This window comes from Micromonospora sp. CA-249363 (genome assembly GCF_050950185.1).
Taxonomy (GTDB): Bacteria; Actinomycetota; Actinomycetes; order Mycobacteriales; family Micromonosporaceae; genus Micromonospora.
The window spans coordinates 318,847-335,935 of record NZ_CP192020.1; the positions used below are offsets into that span (position 1 = coordinate 318,847).

General features: G+C 71.4%; 19 protein-coding genes. 14 read left to right on the forward strand and 5 right to left on the reverse strand.

Going from position 1 to position 17,089, the window contains the following annotated elements; all coding sequences use genetic code 11:
* Positions 1–3: 3 nt before the first annotated feature.
* From ACQPZK_RS01575 to ccsB, 5 genes are read left to right on the forward strand one after another with little or no spacing between them, the layout of a single operon-like run.
* Complete coding sequence (locus ACQPZK_RS01575) at positions 4–651, forward strand: histidine phosphatase family protein (RefSeq protein ID WP_355048316.1); 648 nt, start codon at positions 4–6, stop codon at positions 649–651.
* Positions 651–1,220 carry a TlpA family protein disulfide reductase gene (locus ACQPZK_RS01580; RefSeq protein WP_433536576.1) on the forward strand — a complete coding sequence of 190 codons (570 nt, stop codon included), beginning with the start codon at positions 651–653 and terminating at the stop codon, positions 1,218–1,220. Before ACQPZK_RS01575 ends, ACQPZK_RS01580 begins: the two co-directional genes overlap by 1 nt.
* On the forward strand, positions 1,220–2,053 hold the full coding sequence (locus ACQPZK_RS01585; protein ID WP_433536577.1) for a cytochrome c biogenesis CcdA family protein: 834 nt from the start codon (positions 1,220–1,222) through the stop codon (positions 2,051–2,053). Before ACQPZK_RS01580 ends, ACQPZK_RS01585 begins: the two co-directional genes overlap by 1 nt.
* Positions 2,050–3,705: a cytochrome c biogenesis protein ResB gene (gene resB, locus ACQPZK_RS01590; RefSeq protein ID WP_433536578.1), complete on the forward strand. Its 1,656-nt coding sequence runs from the start codon at positions 2,050–2,052 to the stop codon at positions 3,703–3,705. The genes ACQPZK_RS01585 and resB overlap by 4 nt, the downstream gene beginning before the upstream one ends.
* Complete coding sequence (ccsB, locus tag ACQPZK_RS01595) at positions 3,705–4,682, forward strand: c-type cytochrome biogenesis protein CcsB (protein WP_433536579.1); 978 nt, start codon at positions 3,705–3,707, stop codon at positions 4,680–4,682. Before resB ends, ccsB begins: the two co-directional genes overlap by 1 nt.
* 67 nt (positions 4,683–4,749) lie before the next feature.
* Here ccsB and ACQPZK_RS01600 read toward each other — a convergent pair whose 3' ends face one another.
* Both ACQPZK_RS01600 and ACQPZK_RS01605 read right to left on the reverse strand, forming a co-directional pair.
* Positions 4,750–6,114 carry a hypothetical protein gene (locus ACQPZK_RS01600; protein WP_433536580.1) on the reverse strand — a complete coding sequence of 455 codons (1,365 nt, stop codon included), beginning with the start codon at positions 6,112–6,114 and terminating at the stop codon, positions 4,750–4,752.
* 184 nt (positions 6,115–6,298) lie between these two features.
* Positions 6,299–6,775 (reverse strand): MarR family winged helix-turn-helix transcriptional regulator, encoded by a 477-nt coding sequence (locus tag ACQPZK_RS01605; RefSeq protein ID WP_433536581.1) that lies wholly within the window; start codon positions 6,773–6,775, stop codon positions 6,299–6,301.
* A gap of 59 nt (positions 6,776–6,834) precedes the next feature.
* Here ACQPZK_RS01605 and ACQPZK_RS01610 point away from each other — a divergent pair, with 59 nt between their 5' ends.
* From ACQPZK_RS01610 to ACQPZK_RS01620, 3 genes are all read left to right on the forward strand, one after another.
* Positions 6,835–7,389 (forward strand): carboxymuconolactone decarboxylase family protein, encoded by a 555-nt coding sequence (locus ACQPZK_RS01610; protein WP_433536582.1) that lies wholly within the window; start codon positions 6,835–6,837, stop codon positions 7,387–7,389.
* A gap of 140 nt (positions 7,390–7,529) precedes the next feature.
* Positions 7,530–8,309, forward strand: a complete 780-nt coding sequence (locus ACQPZK_RS01615) for a helix-turn-helix domain-containing protein (RefSeq protein WP_433536583.1) — start codon at positions 7,530–7,532, stop codon at positions 8,307–8,309.
* Positions 8,300–8,488: a DUF397 domain-containing protein gene (locus tag ACQPZK_RS01620; protein ID WP_433536584.1), complete on the forward strand. Its 189-nt coding sequence runs from the start codon at positions 8,300–8,302 to the stop codon at positions 8,486–8,488. Before ACQPZK_RS01615 ends, ACQPZK_RS01620 begins: the two co-directional genes overlap by 10 nt.
* A gap of 16 nt (positions 8,489–8,504) precedes the next feature.
* Here the strand turns inward: ACQPZK_RS01620 and ACQPZK_RS01625 are convergent, their stop codons facing one another.
* On the reverse strand, positions 8,505–9,380 hold the full coding sequence (locus tag ACQPZK_RS01625) for an alpha/beta fold hydrolase (protein ID WP_433536585.1): 876 nt from the start codon (positions 9,378–9,380) through the stop codon (positions 8,505–8,507).
* A 402-nt stretch (positions 9,381–9,782) separates the two neighbouring features.
* On the opposite strand from ACQPZK_RS01625, the gene ACQPZK_RS01630 reads away from it, so the two are divergent.
* The gene (locus ACQPZK_RS01630; RefSeq protein WP_433536586.1) at positions 9,783–11,240 is read left to right on the forward strand and encodes a menaquinone biosynthesis decarboxylase; all 1,458 of its coding nucleotides are present in this window, start codon (positions 9,783–9,785) and stop codon (positions 11,238–11,240) included.
* Positions 11,240–12,214, forward strand: coding sequence for a menaquinone biosynthesis prenyltransferase MqnP (gene mqnP, locus ACQPZK_RS01635; protein ID WP_433536587.1), 975 nt, complete (start codon positions 11,240–11,242; stop codon positions 12,212–12,214). The genes ACQPZK_RS01630 and mqnP overlap by 1 nt, the downstream gene beginning before the upstream one ends.
* A 40-nt stretch (positions 12,215–12,254) precedes the next feature.
* Here the strand turns inward: mqnP and ACQPZK_RS01640 are convergent, their stop codons facing one another.
* A complete protein-coding gene (locus tag ACQPZK_RS01640; RefSeq protein WP_433536588.1) occupies positions 12,255–13,223 on the reverse strand; it encodes a terpene synthase family protein in 969 nt (322 codons plus the stop codon).
* 157 nt (positions 13,224–13,380) lie between these two features.
* Between ACQPZK_RS01640 and ACQPZK_RS01645 the strand changes: the two genes are divergently transcribed.
* Positions 13,381–14,010 carry a UbiX family flavin prenyltransferase gene (locus ACQPZK_RS01645; RefSeq protein WP_433536589.1) on the forward strand — a complete coding sequence of 210 codons (630 nt, stop codon included), beginning with the start codon at positions 13,381–13,383 and terminating at the stop codon, positions 14,008–14,010.
* Between the two features lie 74 nt (positions 14,011–14,084).
* On the opposite strand, the gene ACQPZK_RS01650 is transcribed toward ACQPZK_RS01645, so the two are convergent.
* The gene (locus tag ACQPZK_RS01650) at positions 14,085–14,351 is read right to left on the reverse strand and encodes a BldC family transcriptional regulator (RefSeq protein WP_007454516.1); all 267 of its coding nucleotides are present in this window, start codon (positions 14,349–14,351) and stop codon (positions 14,085–14,087) included.
* 269 nt (positions 14,352–14,620) lie between these two features.
* Here ACQPZK_RS01650 and ACQPZK_RS01655 point away from each other — a divergent pair, with 269 nt between their 5' ends.
* From ACQPZK_RS01655 to ACQPZK_RS01665, 3 genes are read left to right on the forward strand one after another with little or no spacing between them, the layout of a single operon-like run.
* Positions 14,621–15,079, forward strand: coding sequence for an Lrp/AsnC family transcriptional regulator (locus tag ACQPZK_RS01655; protein ID WP_433536590.1), 459 nt, complete (start codon positions 14,621–14,623; stop codon positions 15,077–15,079).
* Positions 15,080–15,126: 47 nt separating this feature from the next.
* Positions 15,127–15,957 (forward strand): SDR family NAD(P)-dependent oxidoreductase, encoded by an 831-nt coding sequence (locus ACQPZK_RS01660; RefSeq protein ID WP_433536591.1) that lies wholly within the window; start codon positions 15,127–15,129, stop codon positions 15,955–15,957.
* Between the two features lie 31 nt (positions 15,958–15,988).
* The gene (locus tag ACQPZK_RS01665) at positions 15,989–17,080 is read left to right on the forward strand and encodes a PLP-dependent cysteine synthase family protein (protein WP_433536592.1); all 1,092 of its coding nucleotides are present in this window, start codon (positions 15,989–15,991) and stop codon (positions 17,078–17,080) included.
* Positions 17,081–17,089 lie beyond the last annotated feature (9 nt).

Consider the following 17,089-nt stretch of genomic DNA (forward strand, 5'->3'; position numbering starts at 1 on the left):
GCAGTGGCGAAGACGGTGGTTCACGTGCTCCGGCACGGTGAGGTGCACAACCCCGACCAGATCCTGTACGGGCGGCTGCCCGGTTTCCGCCTCTCCGAGCTGGGCGTGCAGATGGCCAAGGCCGCCGCACAGGGGCTCGCCGAGCGGGAGATCGTGCACGTGGTGGCCAGCCCGTTGGAGCGCGCCCAGCAGACCGCCGAGCCGATCGCCGCCCAGTTCGGGCTGCCGGTCGGGGTGGACGAGCGGCTGATCGAGAGCGCCAACTGGTTCGAGGGCAAGAAGGTCTCGCCGGGCGACGGGTCGTTCCGCGACCCGCGCAACTGGTGGGTGCTGCGCGACCCGGTGACGCCGTCCTGGGGTGAGGCGTACCGGGTGATCGCCGAGCGCATGTTCGCGGCCGTGCACGCCGCCCGGGTCGCCGCCGAGGGACGCGAGGCCGTGCTGGTGTCGCACCAGCTGCCGATCTGGACCCTGCGACGCTACGTCGAGCGCAAGCGGCTCTGGCACGACCCGCGCAAGCGCCAGTGCGGGCTGGCGAGCCTCACGTCGTTCCACTTCGACGACGCGAAGGTGGTGGGCATCGGCTACAGCGAGCCGGCCGCGCACCTCGTCGCTCTCTCCGCGACAGCCCGGACGGCCAAGGGGGCCTGATGAACGCCCGGAGGTGGACCGCCGGTCTGCTCGCCGCCGTCGCCGCGGTGGCGCTGGTCGGCTGTACGTCGGCGAAGGGGCAGGAGAAGACCTGCTCGACCACCTCCGACGGCATCATCGAGTGTGCTCCGGACCAGCGCTCGGCTCCTCCGAAGCTCGCCGGGGAGCTGCTTCTCGGCGGCACCTATGACGTCACCCAGGCCCGGGGTCAGGTCGTGGTGGTCAACTTCTGGGGCTCCTGGTGCGCGCCCTGCCGGGCCGAGGCGGACGACCTGGAAGCCGTCCACCAGGCCACCAAGGGCTCCGGGGTGACGTTCCTCGGCATCAACGTGCAGGATTCGCGGGACAAGGCCAAGGCGTTCGAGCAGGGGCGGGTCACCTATCCGAGCCTGTTCGACCCGGCCAGCCGACTGGCGCTCGACCTCGACATCCCGCCGAACACGGTCCCCGCGACGGTGGTGCTCGACCGACAGGGGCGGGTCGCCTCGGTGATCCGGGCCGCCGTCAAGCAGGAGGGCCTGCAACCCATCGTCGAGCGGATCGCGGCCGAGAAGCCGGCGTCGAACTGATGGGCGAGACGTTCAAGGAGCTGGCCCAGAGCGGGCCGCTGGTGCTCGCCATCGGCGCGGCGGCGCTCGCCGGCCTGGTCAGCTTCCTGTCTCCGTGCGTCCTGCCGCTGGTGCCGGGCTACCTGTCGTACGTCACCGGGTTGGCCGGCGCGGACCTCGAAGGCCGGCGGCCGGCGACGGCCCCGACGCCCGACGGCGCTGCGGCGGGCGGCGGGGTCGCGGTCCGGGAGCGGACCGCACCTGCACCGGCGGCGGTCAAGGGCCGGGTGCTGGCCGGGACGCTGCTCTTCATCGCCGGCTTCACCGTGGTCTTCGTGGCCACCGCGATCCTGTTCGCCGGCATCGGTCGGGTCTTCTTCGACTACGAGCGGCAGTTGGAGGTCGTCGTCGGCGTTTTGATCATCGTGCTCGGCCTGGGCTACCTGGGGATGATCCCGGCGCTGCAACGCGAGTTCCGGATCTCCCGGCTGCCGTCGGCCGGCCTGCTCGGCGCACCGGTCTTCGGCGCGGTGTTCGCGCTCAGTTGGGTGCCGTGCACCGGCCCGACGCTCGGCGCGGTGATGGGCATGGCGGCCACCAGCGGCCAGAGCGACCGGGCCGTCGTGCTCGCCGTGGCGTACTGCCTCGGGTTGGGGATACCGTTCGTCGTCTTCGGGCTGGGCTTCCAACGCCTGCTCGGGGTCTTCCGCGCCATCCGGCGCAACAGCCGCTGGGTCACCCGGGTCGGCGGCGCACTGCTCATCCTGATCGGTCTGGCGCTGGTCACCGGCGGATGGCAGAGCTTCGTGATCTGGTTGCAGACCACCGTCGGGGTGGGCGAGGTGAGCATATGACGGTCGTCGACGAGCGCCCGGAGGCCGAGGCCCCGGCACCGCGCCGCCGGCCCAGCCGGCTGCTGGCCCTGCTGCGCAACTCGTGGCGGCAGCTCACGAGCATGCGTACGGCCCTGATCCTGCTCTTCCTGCTGGCGATCGCCGCGATCCCCGGGTCGGTGCTGCCGCAGCGCGGGATCAGCCCCGAGAAGGTCAACCAGTACTTCGTCGACCACCCCGACTGGGCACCTCGGCTGGACCGGATCGGCGCGTTCGCGGTCTTCGGCTCGGTCTGGTTCTCCGCCATCTACCTGCTGCTGTTCACGTCGCTGATCGGCTGCATCACGCCCCGGTTGCGCGACCATGTCCGGGCGCTTCGGTCCCGGCCGCCGGTCGCGCCCAAGCGGATGGCCCGGCTGCCGCAGCACACCACGCTGCCCACCCCGGCCGGCGGCGTGGACGCCGTCGCCGAGGTGCTGCGCAAGCGCCGTTGGCGGGTCGAGGTACGAGGGAACGAGGTCTCCGCCGAGAAGGGCTACCTCAAGGAGACCGGCAACCTGCTGTTCCACACCTCGCTCATCGCGGTGCTGATCGGCGTCGCGCTCGGCTCCTGGTACGGGTGGAGCGGCAACCGTCTGCTGGTGGCGGGCGCGGACAACGCGTTCTGCAACACCCGCCAGCAGTACGCCGAGGCGAAGCTCGGACCCCGCGTCGACAGCGCCGACCTGCCCCGCTTCTGCCTGCGGCTGGACGACTTCCAGGCCCGGTTCCTGCCGTCCGGTCAACCGGAGTTCTTCAACGCCCGGGTCACCGTCGACGGCCCGGACGAGCCGACCCGCAGCGCGGACTTCTCGGTCAACTCGCCGCTGCGCCTCGCCGACGCCAGCGTCTACCTGCTCGGCCACGGGTACGCCCCGGTCATCCGCTACACCGACCGGTACGGCAACAGCCAGGTCAGTGACGAGCCGTTCCTGACCACCGGTGACATGGGCCTGACCAGCGAAGGGCTGGCCGCCTTCCCGGACGCGAACGTCGACCCGGCCACCGGCAAGCGGGTACCCGGCGAGCAGATGGCCTTCACCGGCATCTACCTGCCCACCGCGCCGCAGCAGGCGCCGTTCGTCCGCTCCGAGTACCCCACCGAGCGCAACCCGGCGCTGAACCTGGTCGCCTATCGGGGCAACCTCGGCTTGGACGCCGGTATCCCGGGTTCGGTCTACCAGCTCGACCAGCGGCAGGTACGCGCCGGCAAGGTCAAGGAGGTCGGCAGCAAGCTGCTCCGCAAGGGCGAGAAGTGGACGCTCGACGACGGCACGACCGTCGAGTTCCTGGGCACCGAGCGGTACGTGACGATCTCCGTTCGGCACGATCCCGGCTCCACGCCGCTGCTGGTGAGCTGCGGTGTGCTGCTGGTCGGGCTGATGGGCTCGCTGTTCGGGCGGCGTCGCCGGGTGTGGTTCCGGGCGCTGCCGGCCGACCCCGGGAATGGATCTCCGACGGACGGTAGTAGCTTGATGGAGGCCGGTGGGTTGCCGCGCACCGACTATCCAGGGTTCGCCGACGAGTTCGCCCAGTTGGTCGCCGCCGTGAACGGTGACGAACGGGCGGCCGAGCGGGCCGGTGCCGACACCGAATCCGGTGGCCCGGCCGGTGTGCGAGAAGGGACCGAGTGATGTCCGCGCTCTCCGACAATCTGGTGACCTTCGCGATCCTGACGTACCTGATCGCGATGATCAGCCACGCCGTGGAGTACGCGCTGGGCAACGCCCGTACCCGGGCTGCCGTGGCGTCGCCCGCTCGCGAGCTGGTGGGTGCCGGGGTCGGCGGTGCCGGCGGCGTGACCGCCGAGCCGCCCGGGCCGGTGCCGCCGTCCGTCGACGGCTCGGCCAACCGGGCGCGGATCGCCGGGCTGGTCGCCGTGGCGGCCACCGCGCTGGCCGCCGTACTGCACCTCGCGGCGCTGGTCACCCGCGGTCTCGCGGCGGACCGCATGCCGTGGGGCAACATGTACGAGTTCGTGCTCACGGTGACGTTCATCGGCGTCGCGGCCTGGCTGGTGGTGCTCTGGAAGCGGCCGTCGCTGCGCAAGCTCGGGCTGTTCCTCACCCTGGTCATGGTGCTGCTGGTGGCCACCGCCGAGCTGGTCCTCTACGTGCCGATCGTGCCGCTGGTGCCGGCGCTGAACTCGTACTGGTTCGTCATCCACGTCTCGACCATCGTCTTCGCGTCCGGCATCTTCCTGCTCGGCGCGGTGCCGGCCGTCGGCTTCCTCATGCGCAACGGGTACGAGCAGGGCAAGCGCAGCTTCCCGTACACCCTCGCGAAGCGGCTGCCCGCCGCGACCAGCCTGGAGCGGCTGACGTTCGCGCTGCACGCGTTCGCCTTCCCGATCTTCACGTTCGCGGTGATCGCGGGTGCGATCTGGGCCGAGGCGGCCTGGGGTCGGCCGTGGGGCTGGGACCCGAAGGAGACCTGGGCGTTCATCTCCTGGGTGGTCTACGCCGGCTACCTGCACGCGCGGGCCACGCCCAGCGTGAAGCGCAACGTGGCCACCTGGATCGCGGTGCTCGGCTTCCTCACCATGCTGATGAACCTGTTCGGCGTGAACATCTTTTTCACCGGCCTGCACTCGTACGGCGGGCTGAACTGACCTCGGTCGACGCTCGGGCCGGCCACGGATTGCTCCGTGACCGGCCCGTCGTCTTTCGGTGCCCTGGTCAGCTCACGGTGACCGGGGCGATGTCGTTGGCCGGGTTGTCGTCCACCCGCGGGTAGCGGCCGTGCGGCTGGACCTCGCCGGGCGTCCCGGAGAGGCTGTCGATGCGCAGGTCGAAGGTGACCGTGTTGCTGGTCCCGGCGGTGAACACGGCCCTCTGTCCGTCGCAGTACCAGGTCTTCGGGGTGTCGTCGCCGTTCTCCTCCTCCTCACTGCCGACCTGTGAGCAGCGCGGGCTGCCCACCACGGAGACGCCGGCGGGCGGGGTGAAGTAGAACGCGCCGACCGTGTCGCCGGAGATCGTGCCGTCCGGCACGCCCGGCCCCTCGTTACGGATGCCCACGGTGACCTGGACGGTGTCGCCGACCGCACCGGTGACGGTGGCACCCTGGGCGACGATGTCGAAGGCGCCGTGCACCCCAGGCAGGTAGGTCTGCCCGCCGGCACCGTCCACCTCGACCGGGATCACGCCGAGCGGCTTTCCGACCGGCCGGAGCCGCAGTGCCTGATCCCCCTGGCGGTGCGTGAGCCGCACACCGCTCGGAAGGGGCCCGGCGGTCGCCAGCGGCTCCACGATCTGGAAGATCCGCTTGTCGCCGAGGGTGGCCGGGCCGACCGTGGTGGCGAGCCCGCCGCGCAGCTCGTGCCGCTGGCCGGGCGCGAACGTGCCCCGCACGGTGCAGACGACCACGGTGGCGAGCACCTGGTCGGTGCCGTACCGGCAGTTGCGGTAGCTGGCCGGGACGAGGCCCACCGGGAAGCGCATGGTGAGCCGCAGGTCGACGGCCGGCTGGTCGCCGCCATTGACCACGGCCACCGGGAGGGCGTACGTGTCACCCACGTCGACGCCGTTGACCTGCTCGTCGACCATGTCGAGCAGGTCGGGCCCGGAACGAACGGTGATCGACGCCTGCTGGGTGGACGGCTCGGTCTGCTCGCCGAGCGCCGTGTAGGTCAGGGTGCCGGTCGCCCCTTCGGCCGCCCCGGGCGCGGCCCGGAGCACGACCGGCACGGTGCCGGTGACCGTGCCGTACAGCTCGAGGGCGTCGGCCGGCATCGGGCAGGTGACCGAGGTGCTCTCGGTGATGCAGGAGGCGGGGAAGGTGGCGGTGGCGACGCCGGCCAGGCCGCTCAGGTCGACTGTCACCCGGGGTTGGGCCGCGCCGGTGCTGCTCAGGGTCAGCGGAACCGTCCGATCGGGAGCGCCCGTGCCGCCGACGGTGGTGTCGTAGAGCTGGGCCTCGACCCAGCCGGGATCGTCCTGCGCCAGGCCCGGCGTGGCGGCCACACCGACCGTCGCGGCGCCCACGACCAGCGCGGTGAGAACGCGTAGGAGCCTGCCCCGTGAAACACGCACAGATCTCATCGATCTCCTTGGTGAGGGGTACCGGTCGGCGTCACGTCAGCCCGACCGGTACCCCTGATTCTAGAGATCACCTGTGACAGGTTTCGATCCGTCGATCGGCGCGGATGATCTACTCCAGATCGGCGATGTGGGGCCTTCTCAGGCGCGGGATGCCGCCGCATCGTCGATGTGGTGGCTTCCTCGGTCAGCCGCCGAACCAGCCCGGCATGTCGAGGCGGAACCAGTTGGTGGCGGCCATCGTGCGCAGGTCGTCCTCGATCGCGGCCACGCGCTCCTCGCCCAGGGTCGCGGCCCACCGTTGCCGTAGCCGATCGAAGATCTCAGCCGAGCGACGGAGCCCGTCGACGCCGCGCGGTGTCATCCGGACCAGCCGACGACGGGCGTCGGCGGGATCGTCGACCCGTTCGAGGTAGCCGACGGCGACCAGCCGGTCGACGGTCTTGCCGGCGGCCTGCTTGGAGATGCCCAGTCGTTGCCCCAGCTCGCTGGCGGTGGTGCCGTCGACGCCCACGGCCTGGAGCACGAATCCGTGCAGCGGGCGGAGGTCGGGATGCCCCTCGCGGGCCAACTCGGCGTGCAGGTCGTCGATCAGGGTGCGGAAGCCGGCCAGCAGAAGGAGCGGGAGCTGGAAGCCGGGCCGGGGCGGCTCAGGGGTTGTCACGTTCGACAACCACGTTTACTATTTCGTCAACCACGTTGACTATCTTAGGGCAGGCACCCATGTCCGTCTTCACCGCCCACACCGCCGAGACCGCACCCGCCGCCGCCCGGCGGGCCATCGAGGGAGTGCGCGGCCGCTTCGGCTGGCTGCCCGCCCCGGTGGCGCTGATGGCCGATTCGCCCCAACTGCTCAGTGGTTTCCTCGCCGCCAGTGCCGGCTTCGAGCAGACCGCCCTCACGCCTGTGCAGCAGGAGGTGGTCGTCCTGACCGTCGCCACCAGCTACGAGTGCCACGTCTGCGTGGCCCTGCACACCGGCAAGCTCAACCAGCTCGGCGCGAGTGCCGACCTGATCACCGCGCTGCGCGCCGGCACGGCGCTGCCCGAGCCGGGGTTGGAAGCGCTGCGCCGGTTCACGCTGGCCGTCCTCGATTATCGGGGCGCGGTGCCCGACGACGATCTCGACGCCTTCCTGGCCGCCGGTCACGAGCCACGACACGCGCTGGACGTGGTGTTCGGGGTCGGTGCGTACACGATCTCGACCTTCGCCAACCGGCTCACCCGCGCGCCGCTCGACCCGCCACTGGCCGCCCACGCCTGGACCCCCGCCGCCTGACCAGACCGCGTTACCGCAACATGCCGGTAGAGGGCTGACTCAGGGTCGCGGTTTCGCTACCTTGCGCCAGAAGGGCCGATGTGACCCCTCTCGACGGCGGAAGGCGAGGCGCGGTGACCGCGACACTGTCCACAGCAGAAATGATCAGAGACCAGCTCCGGCGGTCGCGGCTCGCGGCCGGGCTCAGCCAGGAGGAGTACGGCAAACGGGCGCACTACTCACCGTCCATGGTGTCGTCGGTCGAGGTGGGCCAGACGGTGCCCAACCTGGCGTACCTGACCCGGGCCGACGAGGTGCTCGACACCGGCGGCCTGCTGGTCTCGCTCCGCGAGCTGGGTCGCCGGCACGCCGAGCCGGTGTGGTTCCGCCCCTGGTTGGAGGTCGAGCGGGTGGCCACCCAGTTGCGGTGCTTCGGGGCGACGATGATTCCCGGGCTGTTGCAGACCGCCGACTACGCCCGGGCGGTGTTCCGGCTCGACCTGGGTCTCACCGTCGAGCGGGTGGAGGAGCTGGTGGCCGCCCGGCTGGAACGGCAGACGATCCTCGACCGGGAGCACCCGCCGCAGCTCACCGCCGTGATCGACGAGGCGGCCCTGCAACGCTTCGCCGAAAGCTGTGCCGGCGTATTGGCCGGCCAGCTCCGGCACCTGGTGGCGTGTGCCCGTCGCCCCCACATCCGGGTGCACGTGCTGCCACAGGCGGTCGGGCTGCACGCCGGCCTGTTCGGGCCGTTCATCCTCGGCCGCACCGCCGACGGCAGTTGGCTCGGCTTCCTCGACAACCAGACCGGCGGCACCGCCGTCGACGAGAACAACGAGGTGGCGACCCTGCTCGGAAGGTGGGAGAGTCTGCGCAGCGACGCGCTGCCCCGGCAGCAGTCCATCGACCTGCTCGAGGAGATCGTGAAGCCATGGATCTGACCGGAGCTCAGTGGCGCAAGTCCACCCGCAGCGGCAACGACGCTGGCGCCTGCGTCGAGGTCGCCGACAACCTGCCCGGCCGGGTGCACGTCCGCGACTCGAAGGACCGCGACGGCGGTGTGCTGACCTTCAGCCCGGCCGCGTGGCGCTTCTTCGTCGACCTGGCCCGCACCGCCTGACCTCCGGGGCGGCTGTTCAGACCGCCCCGAGGAAGTCGCGCAGCAGGGCGAGCATCACGTCCGGGCGCTCCTCGTACAGCCAGTGCCCGCAGTCGTCGATCACCTCGCCGCGCACGGTGTCGGCGTACCGGCGTGCCTGCTCGGCGACCTGACCGCCGAGGCTGGCCGACGCGCCGACGGCCAGCACCGGCATGGTGAGCTTCGTGGTCCGGTACGTCGCGTTGTCGGCGATGTCCCGATCGAACGCCCGGAAGTGGGCGAAGCTCGCCCGCAGGTGCGCCGGATCGCGCAGGTGGCTGGCGAACTCCTCGATGTCCGGAGCGGCGATGCTGCCCTTGTGCACCATCAGGGCGTCGGTGAACCGGTCCACCCAGAGCGACTCCCGCCCACGGACCAGCTCCTCGGGCAGCCCGTTGTCGAGCGTGAAGAAGCCGAAGTTCCACACCGCCGGCCCGGCCGCGGTGAGCGCGGGGAACGTGTAGATGCTCTCGTCAGGGATCGGCGCCTCGGTGAGCGCCAGCCGGCTCACCCGCTCAGGATGGGCAGCCGCGTACGCGTACGCCACCATCGTCCCTAGGTCGTGCCCGACCACTCGCAGGTCACCGGTCAGGCCGAGTTGATCGAGCAGGGCGTGCAGGTCGGCGGCGACGGTCTTCTTGTCGTACCCGTCGGCCGGAGCGTCGCTGCTGCCGAAACCGCGCAGGTCGGGCGCGACCACCTCGAAGGATCGCCCCAACTCGGGCAGCAGGTGCCGCCACATGTACCAACTCTGCGGGTACCCGTGCAGCAGCACCAGCGGTGGGCCCTCGCCGCCACGGACGTAGTTCATGGTGATCCGACCGACCCGTGCCCGTTGCTCGGTGAACCCCGCCGGAACCCGATCGCCACCCATTCGCCGCCTCCGACCGCCGTCCCGCCCGCTGCCGCCTGCCCGGCTACCCGCTCGACCGACGGCCATGCCTGCGCACGAGCGTTGATCGACTCGACATCCAGGAAGTCGGGCCGTCCCAGGCCGCCGGACACCCCGACTTCCGGGAGCCCGAGTGGATCAAGGCCGGGCTCGCCGGGCGGGCGGGCTCGCCGGGCTCGCCGGGCTGGCCGGGCTGGCCGGGCTCGCCGGGCTGGCCGGGCTGGCCGGGCTCGCCGGGCTGGCCGGGCTCGCCGGGCTCGCCGGGCTGGCCGGGCTGGCCGGGCTGGCCGGGCTGGCCGGGCTCGCCGGGCGGGGCGGCGCCGTCGCGGGTGTCACAGCACCCGGCGTGGGCCGCGCCGCACCCCGTGCGGGAGACTGGGCGACATGGCTCGTGGCTTCCCGTACACCGATCTCAAGGACTTCCTCGCGGCGCTGGAGCGCGCGGGGGAACTGCGTCGGGTCGACGTCCCCGTCGACCCGACCCTGGAGATCAGCGAGGTGGTCACCCGTACGGTGCGCGCCGGCGGTCCGGCGCTGCTGTTCGAGCACCCCACCCGGGGTGAGATGCCGGTGGCGATCAACCTGTTCGGCACCGAGAAGCGGATGGCGATGGCCCTCGGCGTCGACTCGCTGGACGAGGTCGGCGCCCGGATCGGCGCCTTGATCAAGCCGGAGCTGCCGGTCGGCTGGTCCGGCATCCGCGAGGGCCTGGGCAAGGTCATGCAGCTCAAGTCGGTGCCGCCGCGCAAGGTCAAGACCGCGCCCTGCCAGGAGGTCGTCTACCGGGGCGACGACGTCGACCTGGGCCGGCTGCCGGGGTTGCAGGTGTGGCCCGGCGACGGTGGGATCTTCCACAACTACGGGCTGACCCACACCAAGCACCCGGAGACCGGCAAGCGCAACCTGGGCCTCTACCGGCTTCAGCAGCACGGCCGCAACACGCTGGGCATGCACTGGCAGATCCACAAGGACTCGACCGCCCACCACGCGGTGGCCGAACGGCTCGGGCAGCGCCTGCCGGTCGCGGTCGCGATCGGCTGCGACCCCGTCGTCTCGTACGCGGCCAGCGCGCCGCTGCCCAGCGACATCGACGAGTACCTGTTCGCGGGGTTCCTGCGCGGCGAGCGGGTGGAGATGGTCGACTGCCTCACCGTGCCGTTGCAGGTGCCCGCGCACGCGCAGATCGTGCTGGAGGGCTACCTGGAGCCCGGTGAGCGGCTGCCCGAGGGCCCGTTCGGCGACCACACCGGCTTCTACACGCCGGTCGAGCCGTTCCCGGTGCTGCACATCGAGGCCATGACCATGCAGCGGAACCCGGTCTACCACTCGATCGTCACCTCCAAGCCGCCGCAGGAGGACCACGGCCTCGGCAAGGCGACCGAGCGGATCTTCCAGCCGCTGCTCAAGCTGCTGATCCCGGACATCGTCGACTACGACCTGCCGGCCGCCGGGGTCTTCCACAACTGCGCGATCGTGTCGATCCGCAAGCGCTACCCGAAGCACGCGCAGAAGGTCATGAACGCGATCTGGGGCGCCCACCTCATGTCGCTCACCAAGCTGATCGTGATCGTCGACGAGGACTGCGACGTGCACGACTACAACGAGGTCGCCTTCCGCGCGTTCGGCAACGTCGACTACGCGCGGGACCTGCTGCTCACCGAGGGTCCGGTGGACCACCTCGACCACTCGTCGTACCAGCAGTTCTGGGGCGGCAAGGTGGGCGTGGACGCGACCCGCAAACTCCCGGCCGAGGGCTACACCCGCGGCTGGCCGGAGGAGATGACCATGGCCCCCGAGGTCGCCGCCCTGGTCGACAAGCGCTGGAAGGAGTACGGGATCTGATGACGACCCCCGACAACCCCCGCGATCTTGCGCTTTCTGTCGACGATTCGCGCTCTTCCTCCCCAGATGTCCCAGCAGAAAGTGCAAGATCGCGGGGGAGGGTGCGTGCCTTCCTGGATCTCGTCACCATCGAGCACTCCGTCTTCGCGCTTCCTTTCGCCTTTCTGTCGGCGTTGAGCGCCATGCAGGTCTCCGGGGGTCGGGTTCGCTGGATTGACCTGCTGCTGATCACCGTGGCGATGGTCGGGGCACGGACGTTCGCCATGGCCGCCAACCGCATCCTCGACCGGCGGATCGACGCGCGGAATCCCCGTACCGCCGGGCGGGAACTGGTCACCGGGGCAGTGAGCGTGCGGACGGCCTGGACCGGCGCGGCCGTCGCGCTCGTGGTGTTCCTCGCCGCCGCCGCCCTGCTCAACCCGCTCTGCCTGGTGCTCGCGCCGCTCGCCGTGGTGCCGCTGGTCGTCTACCCGTACGGCAAGCGGTTCACCAACTGGCCGCACGCCATCCTCGCCATCGCCCAGGCGGTCGGCCCGGTCGGCGCCTGGCTCGCGGTCACCGGCACCCTGGACGGCTCCGGCCCGGCCTGGGTGCTCGGCGCGGCCGTCGGCCTGTGGATCGGCGGCTTCGACCTGATCTACGCCTGCCAGGACTCCGAGATCGACCGGGAGATCGGCGTGCACAGCGTCCCCGCCCGGTACGGCCGCCGCTTCGCGCTGCACGTCTCGACCGTGGCGCACGTGGTGACCTTCGGGCTGTTCGTGTGGTTCGGGGCGCTGGTCGGGTTCGGCTGGCTGTGGTGGGTCGGCCTGGCGCTGACCGCCGTCGCGTTCGCCTACCAGCACCTGGTGGTCAGCCCGACCGACCTCAGCAAGGTCAACCGGGCGTTCTTCACCGCCAACGGGTTCGTGGGCATCGCGCTGTTCGTATTCGCCCTGCTCGACCTGGTGATCCGCCTCGACCTGCGACCCTAGGGCCTGACGACCCCGACCCTAGGGGCTCACGACCCTGACCCTAGGGTCGGGCGGTCGTCGGGTAGCGGGCGCTCTCCAGGGTCCAGTCGATGGTGCCGCGCACGGCGTACGCGACCCCGTCGAGATGGTCGGTGACGGCCTCGTCCAACGCCGGCCCGAACGACGGCACGGCGGCGCGGAGCACCATGAACTGTCGCATCGCCGCACGCCAGCGCTCGGCCACCCGCCGCGCCGCCTCCTCCGACGAGACGCCCCACTCGGCCTGCGTCGCCAGGACCAGATTGTGCCCGCCCGAGGTGGACCGGTCCTTCTCCAGCGAGGCCAGGTCGTTGTACCAGGAGAGCAGGTCGTTGCCGGTACGGGCGATCTGGCGCAGCAGCGGGTGGTGGTAGACGGGATCGGGCAACGGTCGGCCGGTGACGAACTCCACCAGCGGATACGACACCTCGGCCGCCGAGGTCGATCGCCGCAACTCGACGTACTCGTCGAGGCCGGGCCGGAGCCCGCCCTCCTTGTTGACCGCCTCGCGCCAGGTGCCGTCGAGGTGCCGGCCCACCGCGTCGGCGAAGCGCAGCCTCCACCGGAATGGCATCCGGCGTCGCGGCTCCCGCCAGGTGAGCACCAGCAGCCGCCGCAGCGGACCGGTCAGGCCGGCGTGACGGAGGCGGGGACCGTCGCGCAGGAGCGCCAACGTCCCGTCGCGTAGCGCCCGGATCTGCGCGGAGCTGAGCCGGTGTGGGCCGTCGCAGGCGTCGTCGACGAGGAAGAACCAGGTGAAGAGGGCCGTCAGCACCCGCAGGTCGGCCTCGTCGGCGTCCGGGTAGAGCCGCCCCGCGTACCGGGCGAAGCCGCCCCGGGCCAGCCGGTGCAGCGCGGCGTCGTCCAGCGGCATGCCCAGCTCGGGCAGAATGCCGACGAGCCACTGCTGAACCCGGTCGGCGTGCGGCGAGAGCCGGGGCGGAATGGGGCACTCATCGCGCAGCGCCCAGAGGATCTCGCCGGTCGTCACCGATGCCTCCCGCGCGAACTGCTCCCGGTGCGAATCGCCACCGGCAGCATCGCAGGTCGGCGGGACAACCACCTACCCGGCCGGACAACTCGGCCCGGGGAGCGGCGGATCGTGGGGTGCCCAGCGGCGCGCGGCACGGACCAGGCAGGCTGGGGGCATGCGGGAACCATGGGTGGTCGGCGTGTCCGGGGCCTCCGGTACGCCGTACGCGGCAGCCGTCGTCGGCGGGCTGCTCGACGCGGGCGAGCCGGTGGACCTCATCGTGTCCCGGGCGGCACGGCTCACCCTGCTCGACGAGACCGGCCGGTCGTTCCGCGACGCGCACTGGGCCGACGACCTCGCGGCCTGGCTGGGCCGGGATCTGACCGGAGCGGACGTACGCCACTGGCCGGCTGGTGACCTGGCTGCCGGACCGAGCAGCGGCTCCTACCGGGTACGCGGGATGGCCGTCGTGCCCGCCAGCACCGCGGCCTGCGCCGGCATCGCGATCGGGCTCTCCAAGGACCTGCTGCAACGTGCCGCCGAGGTCAACCTGAAGGAGCGCCGACCGGTGGTGGTGGTGCCCCGGGAGACGCCGGTGACCCGCAGCCACCTGGAGCATCTGATCGCGTTGCACGACGCCGGTGCGGTGGTGCTGCCGGCCAGCCCCGGCTTCTACGGCGCCGGCGCGGCGGCCAGCGCCCAGCAACTTGTCGACTTCGTGGCCGGCAAGGTGCTGGACGCGCTCGGCGTGCCACACACCCTGTTCCGTCGGTGGTCCGGCCAGCTCGGCGCTGCCCGGAGCTGAACGGTCATCCCGACTGTTCCAGTGGTGCGCGGACCGGACTGGTGTCCGGTCCGCCTGACGTTGTCCGCACCTGTTCAGTACATGCCGGCGTTGGCCGGACCCGGCCCCGTGGAGGCGGCCGGACCCACGTTGCGTGGCTTTCCGACCTCATCCACCTCGTCCAGCATGCCCTCCCCCTCAAGCAGGGCTCGCACCTCGGATTCCCGAAACCGGCGATGCCCGCCTGGAGTCCGGATGCTTCCTATCCGGCCGGCCGCCGCCCATCTCGTCACAGTCTTCGGGTCCACCCGAAACAGCGCGGCGACCTCGCCCGGTGTCAGCAGGCGATCTCCAGTGTCCACAGCCCCCTCCTCGCGTCGACGAAGCCCCTGGCTGAACACACTGCCCCCGGCTGGTGCGAGCCCAGAGCCGTCATGAGGGACGTATGGCAATTACAGCACCAGGGACCTGGCCTGTCCGCCAAACGCGAAAAATGCACTGACTGGGAAGTTAGTAAATGGTACTGGTGCGACCCCTACCTAGACCGTCAGTTTATGAACAGTTACTCACTGTCCTGACCAACGGATGCCGAAGGCCTCGCGTTACGCCCAACGCGTTAAGGTCACTCCCCGTGGACGCCATCGACCTGAGCCTCGTCGACCTGCTGCGAGGCAACGCCCGCCTGTCGTACGCCGAGCTGGCCCGGCAGGTGGGCCTCTCCGCCCCGGCCGTGCACGAACGCGTCGGCAAGCTGGAGAGCAGCGGCGTGGTGTTGGGGTACCGCGCGGACGTGGCGCCCGAGGCGATCGGGCTGGGCGTCACCGCGCTCATCGGCATCGTCGAGGACTCCGGGGCGGACTCCGACGACATGCTGGAGTCGCTGCGGGTGCTGCCCGAGATCGAGTCCTGCTACTTCATGGCGGGCGTCGAGTCGTTCCTGCTCAAGGCCCGGGTCGGCACGATCGCCGAGCTGGAGCAACTCATCGTGCGGCTCAACCGGACGCCCGGCGTCGCCTCCACGCGCACCGCCATCGCCCTCTCCACCAAGTGGGAGAACCGCCCCCAGCCGGTCGGCCCGCAGCCCACCTGACCGGCGTACCCCTGGTGTCGCCCTCGGCGCGGCGGTAGCGTGCGCCGATGACCTTGCCGGGACGCGGCGTGGCCGTGGTGACCGGGGCCGCCGGCGGCCTGGGCCGTGCCGTCGCCGCCGCGCTGCACGCCGACGGCTGGTCGGTGCTTCTCACGGACCTCGACCTGGACGCGGCAGCTGCTGCGGCCGCGCCGTCCGGTGGCTGGTCGGCCGCCCTGGACGTCCGCGACGAGGCCGCCTGCGCCGCGATCGCCCAGCTCGCGGCGAGCCGCGGCGGCCTCGGCCTCTGGGTCAACAACGCCGGCATCCTGGTGACCGGTCCGTCGTGGGAGCACGACGAGCCGACCCGTCGCCGGGTGTTCGACGTCAACGCGCTGGGCGCCATCAACGGCACGCTCGCCGCGCTCGCGGTGATGCGCCGCCAGGGTCACGGCCACGTCCTCAACGTCGTCTCGCTGGCCGGGCTCGTCGCCGCGCCCGGCGAGACGATGTACGCGGCCAGCAAGCACGCCCTGCTGGCGTTCAGCCTCGGCACCCTGTCCGACCTGCGGATGGCCGGCCACCGACGGGTGCACGTCTCCTGCCTCTGCCCGGACGGTATCTGGACGCCGATGCTGCACGACCGGCTGGACGACCCGGGCGCGCTGGCGTCGTTCACCGGGTCGATGCTGACCCCGCAGCGGGTTGCCGCCCGCGTCGTCCGGCTGGCCCGCAGGCCCCGCCCGGTGGTCAGTCTGCCTCGCTGGCGGGGTGCCCAGGTCCGGCTGCTGGACGCCCTGCCCCGACTGACCGCCGCACTGATCCCGTTCCTCACGGCCGTCGGCCGGGCCGGTCAGCGCCGGCAGTCCCGCCGGTCGAGGTCCACGGACCGGAGCTGAAGGCCGCTGACCTGCTTGCTAGGTTTCCGGCGTGACTCATCTCGACCGGTGCGACGAGGCCAGCCGTAGCTGGGTGACCGAGGCGATCGCCGCCGTGGAGGCGGACGCGAACCGCTCGGCCGACACCCACCTGCTGCCGTTCCCGCTGCCCCGGGCGTGGGGAATCGACCTCTATCTCAAGGACGAGTCGTCCCACCCGACCGGCTCGCTGAAGCACCGGCTGGCCCGCTCGCTGTTCCTCTACGGTCTCTGCAACGGCTGGATCGGTCCGCACACCACGATCGTCGAGGCGTCCTCGGGCTCCACGGCGGTCTCCGAGGCGTACTTCGCACGGATGCTCGGCCTGCCGTTCATCGCCGTGATGCCCGCCTCCACCTCGCCGGAGAAGATCGCGCAGATCGAGTTCCAGGGCGGCCGGTGCCACCTGGTGGACGACCCGGCGGGCGTCGTGGTCGAGGCCCGCTGGCTGGCCGAGGACTCCGGTGGCCACTTCATGGACCAGTTCACGTACGCCGAGCGGGCCACCGACTGGCGAGGTAACAACAACATCGCCGAGTCGATCTACGCGCAGTTGGAACTGGAACGGCACCCCATCCCGGCCTGGATCGTGGTCGGCGCCGGCACCGGTGGCACCAGCGCCACCATCGGCCGGTACGCCCGCTACCGCCGCCTGGCCACCAAGCTCTGCGTCGTGGACCCGGAGAACTCCGCCTTCTACCCCGCCTGGGTGGCCGCCGACTGGTCCGTACGCACCGGCAAGGGTTCCCGCATCGAGGGGATCGGCCGGCCCACCGTCGAGGCGTCCTTCCTGCCCTCGGTCGTGGACCGGATGGTCCAGGTGCCGGACGCGGCCTCGCTGGCCGCGATGCGCGCCGGCTCGGCGGTTCTCGGTCGCCGGGTGGGCGGCTCCACCGGCACCAACCTGTGGGGCGCGTTCGGTCTCATCGCCGGCATGCTGGCGGCAGGGCGGACCGGCTCGGTGGTCAGCCTGATCTGTGACGCCGGTGACCGGTACGCCGACACGTACTACTCCGACGACTGGGTCGCCGCCCAGGGCCTCGACCTGACGCCGCACGGCGCGACGGTCGAGCGCTTCCTGAGCAGCGGGGAGTGGCCCGCCTGAGCTGGGTGT